Here is a 16,682-nt window from a genome sequence, read left to right on the forward strand (position 1 = left end):
GATCCGATGATGCGACCGCTCGACGTGCGCCGAATATCGGGAACGTCGTAAGCAGGAAACGTCGTGAGCAGGAAACGTCGTGAGCCTGAAACGCCAGCCCGTCAGGATCGCCGCGCCGAGCCGGCCTCGGCGCCGGAGCGCGAACCCGTGCCGGGAACATGGGAATCCCCGGAAACGTTGAAATCGAACGCGCTTCCGCCATCGGGAACACGTATCCGCTCACTGGGAACCCAAGCATCCGCATGTTGAACGGCGAACATCAGCACGGGCAGAATCGCCAACAGAACCGCCGCCACAATCGGGATCGCCGTCGCGCATCGGCGCGGGAACCGTACACGTGCCATGCGCACAGGTGCAGACGCAGTCATAGGCGCAGGCGCGGACGCCGAATCACCGGTGGACGGCGAATCCACCGAAACGCTGGCCGCTTGCGCATCATCGCGCAACATGCGAATACTTTCGGCGAAATCGGCTACGGAAGGGAACCGCTTATCGGGATCCCTCGCCATCGCGCGGCCCAGCAAGCGTTCGAAATCCTCCGGCACATCATCCCGGCCAATCGGAGGCAGAGGCAAATGCAGCATCGCGTGCCGCAATTCGGCATGGGACTGCGGATGATACCCGTGTTCGAACGGCGATGAGCCAGCCAATGCGGCATACAACAGCGAGGCGAGGGAATACAAGTCGGCGCATTCCCGCCCGCGCCCGCCGGAAAGCGTTTCGGGCGCGGCCCAAGGAATCGAATAGCCTACGCGCCCATCCCCATAGACGCTGCAGGCAATACCGAAATCAGCCAGCGCAGGCTCGCCGTCGGCGCGGATCAGCACGTTCGACGGTTTGATATCACGGTGCAGCACGCCGGCCCGATGCGCCGCGCACAATGCACCCGCCAGTTTGATGCCAAGATCAAGTGCCTCCCCGTAGGAAAGCGCTCGCTTTCGCAGCAGCTCACGGTAGTTGCCGCCCGAAGCGTATTCGAAAACAAGATAATCCGATCCGTCGCTCGCGGTCCCCAATGCGAGCAGGGGAAGAATGTTCGGATGCTCCGGCAGCCGGGCCATCATGTCGGCTTCGCGGAGAATACACGCCGGGGCATGAGCGCGGGCATCATCGCCCACTTTGACGGCCAACAGACGGTCGGGATCCGATTCCCGATACAGGTGCACGTTCGCGGTCGAACCGGAACCGACATGACGGACGAACGTGAGACCGTCGATGCTCGGAGGCCGGCACGCCAATGGGGGAGAGGTGTTCTTGATCATGATTCGCTCCTTCCACGTTGAGGGTGTAAGCATTCTGCGTGACGGCGTGGACGGGGTTCGTGAAGGGGGTACGGCGAGTCGTGCCTCACCCTTTGGAACACGCGACGGGACAGGAGGGGGGAATGTGGGACCGGCATGCCGACGTGCTCGAAGAGCGGCTAGTCTGGAATGCATGACTGGTTTGGGGAATGCATCAAAGGCGATAGAACGGCTGATCAAGGGCGAAGCAGCGGAACCGCTGCTGATCGTAGGTATGCCGGGCAGCGGGAAAACCGGGCTCGCATACCGGTCCCTCGTGTCGGCGTTGCGCGCGCACGGCGACAACGGCGCGATCATGTGCGTGCCCAACCGAAACCTCGGCAGCATGCTTTCCGACAACGCCATACGCGAACTCGGGGCGCTCGCACAGGCAAGACCCGTCACCACGCTGTCGGCGCTCGCATTCCGCGTCATAGCCGCCAGCAGATCCTTCCTCAAACTCCCCATGCCGAAACTGCTCAACGGCGCCGAACAGGACTCGCTGCTCCGGCAAGTGCTCGCCGTGCATCTGAACCATGCGGTGGGCGGCGACCTGTGCGACACCTGCAAGCTGCTGCGCCTGTATTTCGCGCAGGATGATTGGGCGGGCGCGGTGATCCCCTCGCTGGATGCAGACGGCGGCGACGCGGCAACCACCACCGCGGCAATGCTGGAGAACGGTATATCCGCCTCGTTCGTAAGCCAGTTGCGAGACATGCTGGCACGTATGGACGAGCTTGGCGCGACGCCCGGCAGGGAGCAGGAGCTCATCGGCACGCTACGGCGTGCGGAACACGATGATTGGCGTGACGCCGAACGTCTGACCGTGCAATGGCGGCTCGTCTTCGCGTTGCGTGGCGAATACGAGCAGGCGCTCGCCGCCGCATACCCGGGTGAATACCGTCTGGACGCGTCCAGACTGCTGGTCGAAGGCGCCGCAGTATTGGGCGAGGGCGGCAATGACGCGGATGATGCACGATTCGCTGGTGTGCTGCCGCGCATGCTGCTCGTCGACGATTACCAGGACACCACGCTCGCCGGATTGCGCTTCATCGAAGCGTTGCATGGGCATGGCGTCGCCGTCGTGCTCGACGGCAATCCCGATGAATCCGTGCAGACCTTCCGCGGATCCTACCCCGAATACCTGTTCGACCGGGCGATTCAGGGCGCACTGCAAGCCCGTCTGATCGACATCGGTTCCGGCGTGGACGAGACGGAAGACCCGCAGCCCGCCGAATCCGCAGCGTCCACGGCATCCTCCGGAACCTTGGAATCCGCAACATCCGCGAGAAAACACGACTATCTCGATCTCGTCGCCTCACGCGTATCGTTGTCCATCACCTCCACCGAACCCTCGCCGTTGCCGGTGCAACTGCGACCAGGTAAAATGCCCGTCCGGCCGGGAGCATGGCCAATCGCCAAAACCAAGCTCACCGACGATTCGCTGGCCTGCGCCATCTACCGCAGCCCGCGTGAGGAGCTCGACGACGTGGTGTGGCGTATCAAACGAGCCCACCTCGACCATGGAACCGAATGGAACGACATGGCCGTCATCGCGCATGACAACGCCACGGTTCGTCGGTTCGGCGAACGGCTCAGACGCGACGGCGTGCCGGTACGATACTCGTCGGTTACGCGACCGTTGAAAAGCGAGCCTTTCGTGCGGGGATTGTTCGCACTCATCGAACTGGCGAACCTGCGCGTGCGCGGACTCGAACAGACGGACATGACCTTGGAACAGATCGGGGCGTTCTCCAGGGCGCGGGTCGTGGCGCTGATGGAAAGCCCGCTGGTCACCGTCGGCGCGAAACCCGGTGAAGGGGCGCCAGCCCGCATCGAGCCCATCGAATCGGCCATGTCGGCGCTGGAATCGTTGGCCGGGCTCGATGACATCGCGGGAGACGCCGCGGATACCTCGGATGCTTCACATGCGAGGATTGCCGCGGATACCGAGAACGCCAAGGATGCCACGAACATCACCGACGCTTCGTCGGAATCCGACGAAGGCGGTAACGGCAGCGACCTTGCCCGGATCGTGCGCGCATGGAAGATGCTGGTCGAAACCGAACGACGGCGCAAGGAATCAGCCCACGCGCAGGTGGACGAGGCGACCGTCGGCGTCGCAGGAACCCCCGAAGCCTTCGGCGTGCTGTCGCAATACGCCATGCTGGCGCTTGATGAAGCCGACGCCCCGGCCGCCGACGTGCTGGCCGTGATCGGAAGCGTGGTCGGCGGCGGACGTCAGCTCAACGCGTTCCAGCGCGTGTTCCGTCTGATCGACGGCGTGGCGCAAGGGTTGCGCGCCTTGCCGTCGAAGGAGCCGCAGTTCGTGCTGGCGCTCGCCTGGGATACCGTCGATGTGGCCGAAACCTGGCAGCGCATGGCCTTGGCGAACACTCCGGAAGGGCGTGCCGCCAACGATCGGCTCGATACGGCCATGCGACTGTTCCAATACGCGCAGGGCGGTGCCGGGGGAGCGGACATCGTGGACTTCATCGAACAGGTGCGGTCCATGGAGATCGAAGCGGATTCCCTGGCGAAGGTCGGACCGGTGGAACAGGCCGTGGAGCTGACCACGCCGGCCGGTGCCGCGGGTCGGCATTGGAGGCATGTGTGGATACCGCAGATGCAGCAGGATGTGTGGCCGAATCTCGCGGAACGCGCGACATTGTTCGGCGGCGAGGATCTGGCCGACGTGGTCCTGCACGGGGACGGACATACGAAGCATGGCGATTCCACGCATGACGAACGTCTCGAAGCGGTGCTGTCGAGCGAGAAGAAAAGCTTCCTCGTGGCGCTCACCCGAGCCACGGAAACCGCGATGGTCAGTGCGGTACTCAGCGACGACGCCACACCATCCGATTTCATGTACGGCTACATGCCCGAACACTGCCCGCGTGATATCGAGGCGATGGAATTCACCGCGGTCGGTTCTGCCGGGGAAAGCGACGAATTCGCAGGCCTTGACGCCGACCCGCGCGGATTGGTGGCCCAAGCCCGCGTGATGCTCGCACGCCACCCTGAAGGCTCGCCGCAGGCGCGGGACGCCGCGGCGACCCTGGCTCTGCTGGCACGCAACGGCGTCGACATCGCCGATCCGGATGATTGGCCGTTCCTCGAAATCGACGCGGCCTCGGAAGGCGTGGAATCCACGGAGAACGCGGAGTGTCCGGAAAAGGAAGACCGAGACGGCGAGCCCGGATCGGAGCGCGACAACGCGACCGTGACCCGTACCGTCGCGGATCCGAAGGAACTGAGCCGTCGCGGCATCGAATTCGACGAGGACGCCGAAGGCGCGCCCATCGTCACCCTGTCGCCTTCCGCAGTGGACAACCTGTGGGCCTGCCCGGTGTGCTGGCTGATGGAGAACCGGTTCGCCGGACCGCGCCTTGGTTCGGCATCCACGCGATTCGGCACGCTCATCCACGCCGTCGCGCAACGCGGCAGTGAGGAAGGCCTCGACATGCCGGGCGCGGTGGCCGGAACGTCGGCGCAAACGCGCACCGACACGGTCGCCAAACGACTCATCGACATCTATGACGAACTCAAGCCCGACATTGCGGACATCACCAAAGCCCAGGAACGGTACGCCGCCATGTGCAAGGACGAGAAGGCCGAGACGTTGTTGCGCAATCTGGCGTCATATTTCGCGACCAGCAACGAAAGCGATTATCTCGGCAAGAACGCCGGAAAATTCAGCATCGGCACGTTGCGGTCCGCCGAATGCGAAACGGAATTCTCCGCACGTTTCACCCTCGACGACATTCTCGCCGCATACAATGCGTTGCCCGGCATGAAACCCATCGGCAGGGCGACGCTCATGCAGCTCATGGGCGCACTGGTCGGCGGATGGCCGGAAGGCATGCGTGAGGATATGACGGTCCGGCTGACCGGCAGAATCGACCGCAAGGAGACGCGCGTGCTACCGGACGGCAGCACGACCATCCGTCTCATCGATTACAAGACGGGTGCGAAACGTCATCTCGGCGAGATTTTCAGCGACCTGCAGCTGGTCTGCTACCAGCTGGGACTCGTGTTCCCCGAACGTGGCAGGCGCCGCAAGCCGGTGCATATCGCGCAAAGCGGACTGTTCTACGTGCAGGATGATGCCGCGCCGGCACTCAGTTTTTCACCGGAAGGCGCTTTCCAGCCGCCGCTGTTCGTCGACGGGGTGCTCAATCCCGAAGGGTTCGAGCCTCGCGACCATTACCCGAAACTCGCCAGATTCATCGACATTCCGGCATTCCCACAGGACAGGCCGCACGCGCTGGACCAGGTCGACGACGAGGCATGGCAGGACTTCCTGCACTGGAACGGCACGCAAGCCATGTGGTCGCTGGTCATGATCGCGCGCGTGTTCTACGCGGCCGCCGCAAGCCGGTCGCGTGTACTCGTCGCGCATCCCAACAGTCAGCATAAGGACAAATGCCGCATGAAGGACGTATGCCCGGCATGCGCGGGGCAGATTGTCACCGTATACGAAACGAGGCAGGCATGAGCACCATGAGCACATTCACGGACAGCCCGGAACAGGCCAAGGTCATCAACGCGCCGGTCGGCGATAACGTGCTCGTCGTAGCGGGCGCAGGTTCCGGCAAAACCTACACCATGACCCGCCGCATCGTATCGCTGATCGAACACGGCGTGGCGCCCGAGCGCATCCTCGGCCTCACCTTCACGCGCAAGGCCGCCGGCGAACTGCTTTCCAGGGTCTCCGCGGCGGTGATCGGCGAAGGGAAAGGGGACGCGGATCGCATGTTCCTCAAACCCGCGGTCTTCACCTACGATGCGTTCTTCCAATCCATCGTGCGCCAATACGGTCTGCTGGTCGGCTTCGATCAGAACACGCAGCCGTTGAGCGAGGCCGGCGCACGGCAACTGGCGGCCAACACGGTCGAACAGCATATGGATTCGCTGCGAGGCCAAGGATTCGAATCGTTCTCGAACGCCACGACAAGCGTGCTCGAACTCAGCGACGCCATCGCCAGTTCCATGATCGGCGGCGACGTCACCGACATGCATACGGCCATCGCGAGAGTGCGCGAATGGGATGATGCCTTCATCGAACGAACCCGTCGCCTCATCGAAGGGGAGAACATTCCCGAAAACGCGATAAAACTCAAGCCTCCGAAACGCACCAAAAAGGACACGGACGACATCTGGGAGCGGAAACTGGAGGAATTCCAGCAAGCCGCGCACGACGCCTGCGTATACACGTGCGCGTCGCTCGCCGACACGGCCGAACGCCGTAACCTCCTGCTCGACCTGGTCGAAGCATACGACGCGGAGAAACGACGGCTCAACATGGCGGAATTCAGCGATTTCACCATCGCGGCCTACCAGCTCGTCACACGCTTCCCCTCCATCGGAGCCCGGTATCGCAATCGGTTCAGCCATGTGCTGCTCGACGAATATCAGGACACCTCCACCACGCAGGCGGCGCTCATCGCCACCCTGTTCAACGGCGATGGCACCGTGGTGAGCGCCGTGGGTGATCCGTTCCAGTCGATCTACGCATGGCGAGGCGCCAGTCCGGGCGCGTTCCGTATGTTCCAGCAGGACTTCCACATGCCCGCCGAATACAAGCCGTATTCGTTGAGCGTCACCCGACGCAACTCGAAGCTGGTGCTCGAAGCCGCGAACAATCTCACCATGCTGCTGCGCAACGCCCCCAGCCGCCCAGGCAGTTCGCCAATGCGCGAAGTGGACGTGAACGAACTGGAACCGTTGGAAACCGCGCCCGCCGGCACCGTGGGCGTGCTCGGATACGACACGCTCGGGCAGGAAATCGACGGCGTCGCACGATTCTGCCGCGAAGCGATCGAACGCAACACCCGTACGAGCGACGGGCATAAGGGAAGCGTCGCCATCCTATTCCGCGCGAAAAACCTCATGCCGTTATTCCAACAAGCGTTGGAACAATGCGGGCTCTCCTGCGTGACGGTCGGCTACTCCGCCATGCTCGAACGCCCGGAAGTGCGCGACATGTTCGCACTGCTGCGCGTGGCCTGCGACCACAGCGACAGCAAGTCACTCATGCGACTGCTGGCCACCCCGCGATTCGGCCTTGGCAGCAAAACGTTGACGGCGCTCGCCGGCATTGCGAACGGCCTGAACCTGGAAACCCAATATCGTGCGCTGGCCGCAGCCGGTTTGGTGCCGATCGACGAACCGCGCGAAAACTGGGATGCGCTGGTCAGGCAGCATCGCGACAAGGTGGGCAGCTCCGTATTCCTGGCCGACCTGCTGCTGCGTGACGATTTGGACGAACAGCTGGCGCAATGCGACGGCATCGACGACACGGATGCGCGGATCATCCTGCGTGCCGGCGGACTGCTGCACGCGGTGTGCGGGGCGGTCGGCAGGCCATTGCCCGACGTGGTGCGTGCGGCGGTGCAGGCGTTGGAACTGGACGTCGATACCGTGGTCGCGCAGGGGATGCGCGGCAACATGGACGTGAATCCGACCATCGCCCGCATTCCAATGGAAGCGGTCATCGATCTGGTCGACACCTATACGTCGGAGATTTCAGCCGGGCAGACCCCCACGGTGCGCGGTTTCATGGCATGGGTCGACGATCTGCGCAGCATCGAGGACGAAACCTCCACGCTGAACGTCAGCGGCGAAGCCGATGTGGAGCTTATGACGATCCACCAGTCCAAGGGTTTGGAATGGGATGCGGTGGCCGTGGTCGGTTTGGAGGAAGGCAAGTTCCCCAGCAAGCAGGGCGATTTGCTGAAAATCAGCCCCGACGAAAGGCATGAAGGCGGTTGGGAAGACGGCGTGTGGCGTGCCCCGGAATACCAGGAGAACGCCAGATCCTGGCTGTCGAACAGTGGTGCGGTGCCGGCGCCGGTGCGTGCGGACGCGGGCATTCTGCCGAGGTTCCCGCATGACGCCCCGGTCGATGCCGACCCCATCGCATCGCTGGAACTGCTGGACGCGCCGGAAACCGTCGACGATGAGGCATTCGGTACGCTGCGCGCGTTCGACGACGAAACCAACAGCATCGATCCGGACACACTGTATCTCACGCAAAGCGAGGAATACGGCAGGCGCTACCATGCCGACGAACGTCGTCTGGCCTATGTGGCGTTGACGCGGGCCCGCACCGATCTGCTGCTCACCTACAGTCAGACCGGCGTGGAAAGCCGTGACCCGCGCGCAGCGGGCAATGCCCGGAAAAACAAGCCTTCGGTGTTCTGGCAGGAGGTGCGTGAGTCTCTGCGCGTCCACAACGATATCGCGGACACGCCGTCCAATCTTCCCGATGTCGACGAGCTGGATATTCCGCTGCCGGACGGGTATTTCGTGGGCGATCATGCCCGCGAATACGAGGATGCGGTGGTCGGTCAGGCATGGCTCGACGAGCCGGAGGCTAATGATGATGAGGGTGCCGGGTTCGCTTGGCCTGCGCATCTGAGTGATGATATCGCCACCAGACTCAGGCTGGGCGCGGATCAGGTGCGTCGCGCCATCGCAGCTGCGGAACGTGGTGAAACCGACGTGGATGCCGGAACCGGTGTGCTGTACAACAAGGCTCGCATGTTGGTGTCGGATGGCGATCTGATGACCGGTGCGCTCACCGGCGATGCGTTGGATACCGCGGTGAAACGGAAAGCCCAGCGCATTATGGCAGGTTCCCGCCAGAGCGTGACCGGATTGCAGGCGATTGCGGGAGGCTTGAACAAGCGTGACGAGGCCAAGTATTGGCGTGGCGTGATACGCCCGATTCCGTCCGTGGCGTCGCCGGCGGCGTCCACCGGTACGCGATTCCATGCGTGGGCGGAACGGTTCATGAACGCCCTGCACCCGGAAGAAAGCGGCGAATCGCGAGACGGCATGCTCGATGCGTTGCGCGACGGTCTTGCCTCGGGAACGCAGGATGCCGATACGGCGGCTGTTCTCGAATGGGAGCGTCGCCTCGCCGAATCGCCGTGGGCCAAGCGTGCGCCCGCGTGGGCGGAACGCCAGATCGTCGTGTCGGTTCGTGACTTGGGTGGTCAGGTGGTGAACGGCAAATTGGATGCCGTGTTCTTCGGCGGATTCGACCCGCAGGACGAGTCGAAGCGGTTCACCATCGTCGATTGGAAAACCGGGCACAGGCCTTACAAGCGGGAGGAAGTGGCACGCAAGCTCATCCAGCTCGACTTGTACCGGTTGCTGCTCGCCGAAGTCGAAGGCATACCGCTGGAGTCGATCGACGCCGAGCTGTATTACGTGAGCGAAGCCGATGAGACGAGACGCGAGCTGCGAGCCGAAGCGAAAAGCAGGGAGGATATCATCGCCGAACTGAGCGTCGGCATCCCCGATCATTCCGACGACGACTGAGCCGCTTGAGCCGGCGGATTCGACTGATTCGACTGGGGCGCTTGAGTCGCTTGAGTCGCTTGAGTCCCACCTGATTTCGATAAAGCAAAGCAATCCCCATTACCGTTTTCGGACGGAATCCGGCCTGTTTTGTCTGATTTCGGTAAAGCCGAGCGTCCCTCATTACCGTTTTCGGACAGAATCCGGCTTATTCTGTCTGATTTCGGTAAGGCGGGGCGTCTCCCGTTACCGTTTTCAGACAGAATCCGGCCTGTTTTGTCTGATTTCGGTAATGCTGGGCGTCCCTCATTACCGTTTTCGGACAGAATTAGGCGTATTTTGTCTGATTTCGGTAAAGCCGAGCGTCCCTCATTACCGTTTTCGGACAGAATTAGGCGTATTTTGTCTGATTTCGGTAAAGCCGAGCGTCCCTCATTACCGTTTTCGGACGGAATCCGGCCTGTTTTGTCTGATTTCGGTAAAGCCGAGCATTCCCCATTACCGTTTTCAGACAGAATTAGGCGTATTTTGTCTGATTTCGGTAAAGCCGAGCGTCCCTCATTACCGTTTTCGGACAGATTCCGGCCTGTTTTGTCCGATTTCGGAGAAGGGGAGTCGAAAGCGAGGGGCTGGGTGACCGACGGCCCATTAAAGGCAATGAGGGCAAAACATGAGGGCAAAGCAATGAGGGCAAAGCAATGAGGGCAAAGCAATGAGGGCGGCAGTCCGGAATGAGACGAACATTCCGGGCCGCCGCCCTCGGATTCGCGTTTTGGCGGGTGATCGGGCGGTCAGTTGGCCGCTCATCCAACTCATTCGATCCGCTCAACCGATTCCGCCGATCCGGTCAGCGCAACCAACGCGACCAACATAACCGCTGACCGGACGACCATCATTCGAACGGATACCGCAAGCCCCAGCGGGCGCGAATCCCATCCATCAGCTCCATCATGCGCAACGTGTCGGCATGAGGCATCTCCGGGCATTCCGTCCTGCCGTCGAGAATCGCGTTCGCCGCCGCAGCCACCTCATATTCGTACCCGGTCAGCTGATCGGGTACGGCGATGCTGTACCGCAACGAATGATCCAGGTTGAACACGTCGATGCGTTCCGGATTGTTGATATTCGTCACAACCGCATACCCCTTATCGCCGCAGATCACGCTGGAACGCTCCGACGCCACGGCCCTGGAGCTCGTCGCGGTGGCCAACAAGCCATCGTCATACGTCAGCACGATCGCGTTCGTCGCATCCACGCCGGTGCTGTACGGCACCATCGTGGTGACGAAATCCGTGACGGTACGCCCATGATCGGCCCCCACGGCCATATCGATGAAGTTCAACGCATACACGCCCACGTCAAGCAGCGCGCCGCCGGCCAGATCAGGATTCGTGATACGGTCGCGCCCGTGCGGCTCATAACTCAGATCGGCGCGCACCGACCTGATCGTGCCCAGCTCGCCGCCGCTCACCAGCTCGTTGATGAGATCGCGACTCGGCTGGTAGCGTATCCAGATCGCCTCGGTCGCCAACAGTTTCGTCTCCGCGGCGACGTTCAACAGCTGCCACGCCTGTGCGGCATTCGCCGTGAACGACTTCTCCACCAGCACGTTCCTGCCGGCCTTGAGGCACATGATCGCCTGCTCGGCGTGGAAACTGTGCGGCGTGGCGATATACACAAGGTCGACGTTCTCGTCGGCCACCATATCCTCATAGGAACCGTACGCCTTGTCGAAACCGTACTTCGCGGCGAACGCCTCGGCGCGATCGCCGTCACGCGCAGCCACGGCATAAGGATGAATCAGACCGGCATACCGCTCGTCGGCGGCCATAGCCACCAGCGTTCGTGCCATGGTGTTGGCGATGGAACCGGCGCCCAGAATGGCGACGTTCACCTTCTCCCCATTGGCCAGCCCATTGATTTCCCCATTGGATAATGCTTCGGCGCGTCTGCCGTTGAGTCTGCTCATTGCTTCTCCTCCAGCGAATGGATGATTCGTTCGAATGCGATTCGATGTTCGTCTCATTGTAGAGGCGACTTCCGCACGGCGAGTTCCCCCGTGGCGAATCAGCGAAACGGGGGCGAAACGGGGGCGAAACGGGGGTAGCACGTGGTGAAACAGGGAACGGCGCGAGAACGATACGGGGGTGATACGGGGGCGAAACGGGGAAATGCAGAAGCGGCACGGGAAGCCATGAGGCGCGGAAAACCGCGGAACAAGGAGCATGGAACGGAATCGGAAAGGACGCAAAGGGGCAGGCAATGGTGTCTGATGGTGTGGATACAACGAGAGTATGAACGAAGCAACGCAGCCTGTTATGTCCCGTCGTGCCCGCGAGGTGCAACCGTTCCGCGCCATGGTGTTCGGCGAGCAAGCCGACCGGATGATCGCCGAAGGCATCGATGTCGTCAAACTCAGCCTCGGCGAACCCGACTTCGGCGCCCCGCCCGCAGTACGCGACGCCATGCGCGAACAGTGCGACGGCCGCGCCCTGCCCTACACCGCGGCCATGGGTCTGCCCGAGCTGCGCGCCGCCATCGCCGGCTTCTACCGGGAACGCCATCATCTGGACATCGATCCCAAGCGCATCGTCATCACGTCAGGCGGTTCCGCGGCGTTGCTGCTCGCCACCGCGCTCGCCGTCGATCCGGGCGATGAGGTGATCGTCGCCGACCCCTCATACCCGTGCAATCGCGAACTGGTGAAAACCTTCGGCGGAACCGTGGTGGACGTGCCCACAACCGTGGCCACCCGCTTCCACCTCACCCCCGAACTCGTCAGCGAATACTGCACCGACCGCACCAAGGCGGTCATGATCACCTCGCCGTGCAATCCCACTGGCACCACCATCAGCTTCGACGTGCTCAACGGCGTATGCGAGTATGCGCGCGACCATGGCATGTGGCGCATCGTGGACGAAACCTACATCGATCTGGCCGACCGCGAACCGGACGGCAGCGAGGTCCGGTCCGTGCTCGAATGCGATGACGGCGCGATTGTCTGCAACAGCTTCTCCAAATTCTTCGGCATGACCGGCTGGAGACTCGGCTGGGCTGTCATGCCCGACGATGACGACGTGCTCAAGGCGGTGGATAAGCTGGCCACCAACTATTACCTGTGCGCGCACACGCCGACGCAGCATGCCGCGCTCGCCTGCTTCACCCCGGAAAGCCTTGCCGAATGCGAGCGTCGTCGTCAGGAGCTGCTGGCCCGTCGCAATATCGTGCTTGACGGTTTGGCGCGTATCGGCCTGCCGGTGGAAGTGGAGCCGAACGGTGCGTTCTACGCGTATTTCAACATCGAATCCACCGGTTTGGATGCGTGGACGTTCTGCGAGCGCGCGCTGGATGAAGCGCATGTGGCGTTGACGCCGGGGCGTGATTTCGGTGCGGCGACCGCGGATACGCATGTGCGCCTGAGCTATGCGGCGTCCCGGGAGGCGTTGACGGAGGGCCTCGACCGTTTGGGGCGCTGGCTGCGGACCTTGTGAACGTGGCGGTATACGGGTATCGCCGCGCGGGTATCGTTCCGCGGGATGATATGCGTATGGCGAATCGTCCCGTTGACCGATGATGTGTGCTTTGTCGCCTCGGTAATGTTCACATCAGAACGCCGGAAACGGCGGTAACGATGGTAGGGGAGTGCTTCCGGCGCTCCCATGGACGAACTGAGGCATCATGAAGAAGGCTCTTTCCGCGCTGTTGATCGCTTTGACGATTATCCTGGGCGTCACGATCGCCGGGTACCAGTGGGTGAAATACCAGTATGGCGGCGAAACGTATTACGCCGTGGTCGGTGAGGGCAAGGCCGAGGCGGCCGCGCAGCCAGGGAAGCCGGGGAAGCCAGGGAAGCCGGGGAACGCGGCGTCCGATTCCGCTGCCGGCAAGCCCGCGCCCGTGCGCGATCTGGTCGCCTACGATAAGAACGGCCGTAAGGAGGTCTGCACGATTCAGATGAATCTCAGGGCGAACAAGGTGTTGCGGAAGGGCAGCTATATTTCCTTGGTGAAGAGCCGTCACGGGCTGATTCTGAGGAGCGTGCAGAAGAACGCCGTGCCGCAGGAGGCGTTGCGTAGGCTGCGCGTCTGATTGGGGCTGATTGGGGCTGGCTGTGTTTAGTTGTGTCTAGTTGTGTCTAGCTGCACTCGGCTGATATGCCGTTGTTGTGTTTTGCGGGTTTTGTGGGTTGTGAGGGCCGTGCACCTGATATGGGTGCGCGGCCCTCGCTGTTTCGACCTGTGGGTTCGCGATTCTTCGCGCAGCCGGGTGCGATCGGGTGCGATTGGCGTAGTTGGTACGATCGGTTGCTGCCGGTCGACGATGTGATCGACGTGCGGTCGATGATGCGGTCGGCGATGCGGTCGAACGACGACTCCTCGCATCCCGCTCAATCCCCCCATCATCCCCAAGGATGGCAAACGCGCCCTATCATCCATCCCAAATCGTCCCATGGGCCGATGAAAAGCCGAATCGTATTCCCATAGCATGCAAGTATCAGGCCGCGCGGCGTTCGATCCGCGACCATAGGCCGAACAAGACGACAACGAATACACCGATACACACGAATACACGTGAACCGAATTGAGGTTGCTATGCAGAAGAAAACGACGTTCATCCTGATCATCATCTTCGCGATCATCGCCGCGCTGGGCGGCATCGGCTACCTGGTGGTGCAGGACCGTTTCGGCGGTACCGTCTACTACACGCACACCCAGGGCGACGGCAAGAAGAAGGTCGTGAAAACCAATGACGGCAGTCAGATCACGGAATACGAGTACACCTTCCACGGTTATGACAAGGACGGCAACCGGAAGGAATACGACCTGATGAAGGTCGACAGCCCGATGACCAAGGACAGGTACATCGCCGTGACCTACAACAAGAACCGTGGCGTCGTGTCGTGGCAGGAAGTGCAGAAGAGCGACATTCCCGCCACCGCCGTGCAGAAACTGAACGCCGACTCCGGTAAGTAGTCGGTTCCAGTGCGGGCGGACAGCTGTTCGTTCAGTCGTCCGCTTGGCCGTCCGCCCAGCGGATTCGGGTGGCGCCACAGCCTTGGTCCCGCCGCCCACATCAGAGGCTCCCGATGCATCACCTCATCGGGAGCCTTTTCTTGCGTTTTCGCCCACTCGCCGGTACCCTCCCCAACCGTTTTCAGACAAATTCCGGCTTATTTTGTCTGATTCCGGTAAAGCTGGGCGGTCTCTGTTACCGTTTTCAGACAAATTTGGGCCATTTTTGTCTGATTCCGGTAAAGGGGAAGGTATGAAAGGGGAAGGTATGGGTGGGGGTGGCAGGGATTTCCGTCACCCCATTACCGTTTTCGGACAAATCTGGGCCATTTTTGTCTGATTTCGGTAAAAGGGGCGGCAAGGATGGGGACGGCATGGGGTTCCGTTACTCCATTACCGTTTTCAGACAAATTCGGGCCTATTTTGTCTGATTTCGGTGAACAAGAACATGGTCCTGCTTACGCAAAACGCCGCGGGGCGTGTGACGGTTTCCCATCACACGCCCCACGGCGGTTGCGGTTGTGCGGTTGTGGTTGCGATTGCTGTTGCAGTCGTCACGGCTGCAACAGCGGCTAAGTCGCGTCGCCAAGCTGCCAAGCCGTTCAGCCGTTCAGCCGTTCAGCCGTTCAGCGAATCCCGGCCACTCAGCGAATCCCAGCCACTCAGCGAACCCCGGCCTCACGCATCGAACTTCTGCGCTTCGGGCACGGATCCCAGCGAGGATTCGTTGTTCGCCCATTCGGTGGCCCAGCCGTCCACGAACGCGGACTTGACCTTGTCCCACTTGCCGGTGCCCTGCGCGTATTCGATGAGCGCGGAGGAGAGATCGTCCTGCCACTGCTGGTCCGGGATCGTGAAGCTGCGAACCTCGGTCTTGCCGGCCTCGGAGTAGGCGCGGGCCGCGGCGGTCAGCGGGTTGTCCGGCTGGTACTTGTCGGTGAAGGTGGTGAACGGAACGGAGAAGCCCATGTCCTGGGAGAGGATCTTCTTGGCGGAATCGTCGGTCACCATCCACTTGATGAAGTCGAGCGTGGCCTTCTTGTCCTTCTCGGAGGCGTTCTTGTTCACCGCCCAGCTGGCGTCATACACGCCTGCGGGGCCGCTGTTCTCCTCGCCCTTGATGCCCATGTAGTAGGGGAGCATACCGAGATCGTCGTCGGCCACATCATTGCCCTTGATCTGCGAGTACGCCCACACGCCGTTCGGGTAGAAGGCGACCTTGCCGAGCGCGAATTCGGAGGTGACGTCGTCGTAGGTCTTGGAGCTGATCAGGCCGGCGTCGGTCGGGCTGTTGTTCAGTTCAAGGTCGAACAGGTCCTTGTACTGGTCGAGATACTTGCCCTTGATGGTCTTGGAGAACGTGGTGTTCATGTCCTTGTACTCGTAGTACAGCGGAATGCGGCCCATGTGCGCGGTGAAACGGTAGGTGTCGGACGAGTCGAGACCGGGGGTGGCGAAGGCGCCGTCGAGGCCGAGATCGTCCTTATGCTGCTGGATGGACTGGGCGACGGCCTTCAGGGTCTTGTAATCCTTGATGTCGTCGGCGCTCTTGATCACCGCGTAATCCTTGGAGGCGTAATCGTTGATGATCTTCTTGTTGTAGATGATGCCGTACCATTCGGCCGCGTACGGCAGCGTGTAGGAGTTGCCGTCGATGGTGTAGGAGTAGGCCTTGCCTTCATCGTTGAGCATTTTGAATACTTCGGTGTCCTGCAGCGGCTCGACGTACTTCTGATACTTGGCGAACTGGTCGAAGCCGGACACGTTGAACATGGTCGGGGCGTTGGACTTGGCCAGTTCGGAGGTCATGGTCGCGTCGTAGGTGCCCGCCGCGCCGGTCTGGATGTCGACCTTCACGCCGGTCTTCTTGGTGTACATCGAGGCGAGTTCCTTGTACTGGTCCACGACTTCGGCCTTGTTGTTCATGAAGTACACGTGGCCTTTGTCGGAGTCGGCGCTGTTGCTGCCGCATCCGGCGAGCGAGAAGCCCATGGCGAGGGATGCCGCCACGGCGACGATCCTGGTGATGTTGCGGTTCATTGTTGTCTCCTTTTCCTTTCCGGATGGGATGCGGGTGCGT

General features: G+C 61.8%; 8 protein-coding genes. 5 read left to right on the plus strand and 3 right to left on the minus strand.

Annotated elements, in window-relative coordinates; translation table 11 throughout:
- Nucleotides 1-101: 101 nt before the first annotated feature.
- Nucleotides 102-1,436 (minus strand): serine/threonine-protein kinase, encoded by a 1,335-nt coding sequence (locus tag KIH75_RS02955; RefSeq protein ID WP_219055327.1) that lies wholly within the window; start codon nt 1,434-1,436, stop codon nt 102-104.
- Between the two features lie 7 nt (nt 1,437-1,443).
- Between KIH75_RS02955 and KIH75_RS02960 the strand changes: the two genes are divergently transcribed.
- Nucleotides 1,444-5,778 carry a PD-(D/E)XK nuclease family protein gene (locus KIH75_RS02960; RefSeq protein WP_338024274.1) on the plus strand — a complete coding sequence of 1,445 codons (4,335 nt, stop codon included), beginning with the start codon at nt 1,444-1,446 and terminating at the stop codon, nt 5,776-5,778.
- Nucleotides 5,779-5,783: 5 nt separating this feature from the next.
- Nucleotides 5,784-9,611 (plus strand): ATP-dependent DNA helicase, encoded by a 3,828-nt coding sequence (locus tag KIH75_RS02965; RefSeq protein ID WP_219055347.1) that lies wholly within the window; start codon nt 5,784-5,786, stop codon nt 9,609-9,611.
- An 871-nt stretch (nt 9,612-10,482) separates the two neighbouring features.
- On the opposite strand, the gene KIH75_RS02970 is transcribed toward KIH75_RS02965, so the two are convergent.
- Nucleotides 10,483-11,559, minus strand: a complete 1,077-nt coding sequence (locus KIH75_RS02970) for a Gfo/Idh/MocA family protein (protein WP_219055329.1) — start codon at nt 11,557-11,559, stop codon at nt 10,483-10,485.
- A gap of 349 nt (nt 11,560-11,908) precedes the next feature.
- On the opposite strand from KIH75_RS02970, the gene KIH75_RS02975 reads away from it, so the two are divergent.
- The 3 genes from KIH75_RS02975 to KIH75_RS02985 all read left to right on the plus strand — a co-directional run bounded on the left by KIH75_RS02975 (nt 11,909) and on the right by KIH75_RS02985 (nt 14,563).
- Nucleotides 11,909-13,081 carry a pyridoxal phosphate-dependent aminotransferase gene (locus KIH75_RS02975; RefSeq protein ID WP_219055348.1) on the plus strand — a complete coding sequence of 391 codons (1,173 nt, stop codon included), beginning with the start codon at nt 11,909-11,911 and terminating at the stop codon, nt 13,079-13,081.
- Nucleotides 13,082-13,268: 187 nt separating this feature from the next.
- Nucleotides 13,269-13,679 (plus strand): YxeA family protein, encoded by a 411-nt coding sequence (locus KIH75_RS02980; protein WP_219055330.1) that lies wholly within the window; start codon nt 13,269-13,271, stop codon nt 13,677-13,679.
- A gap of 503 nt (nt 13,680-14,182) precedes the next feature.
- Nucleotides 14,183-14,563, plus strand: coding sequence for a YxeA family protein (locus KIH75_RS02985; RefSeq protein WP_219055331.1), 381 nt, complete (start codon nt 14,183-14,185; stop codon nt 14,561-14,563).
- Nucleotides 14,564-15,280: 717 nt separating this feature from the next.
- On the opposite strand, the gene KIH75_RS02990 is transcribed toward KIH75_RS02985, so the two are convergent.
- On the minus strand, nt 15,281-16,642 hold the full coding sequence (locus KIH75_RS02990) for an ABC transporter substrate-binding protein (protein ID WP_219055332.1): 1,362 nt from the start codon (nt 16,640-16,642) through the stop codon (nt 15,281-15,283).
- Nucleotides 16,643-16,682: the final 40 nt, after the last annotated feature.

It is taken from the genome of Bifidobacterium pongonis (genome assembly GCF_019331805.1).
Classification (GTDB): domain Bacteria; phylum Actinomycetota; class Actinomycetes; order Actinomycetales; family Bifidobacteriaceae; genus Bifidobacterium; species Bifidobacterium pongonis.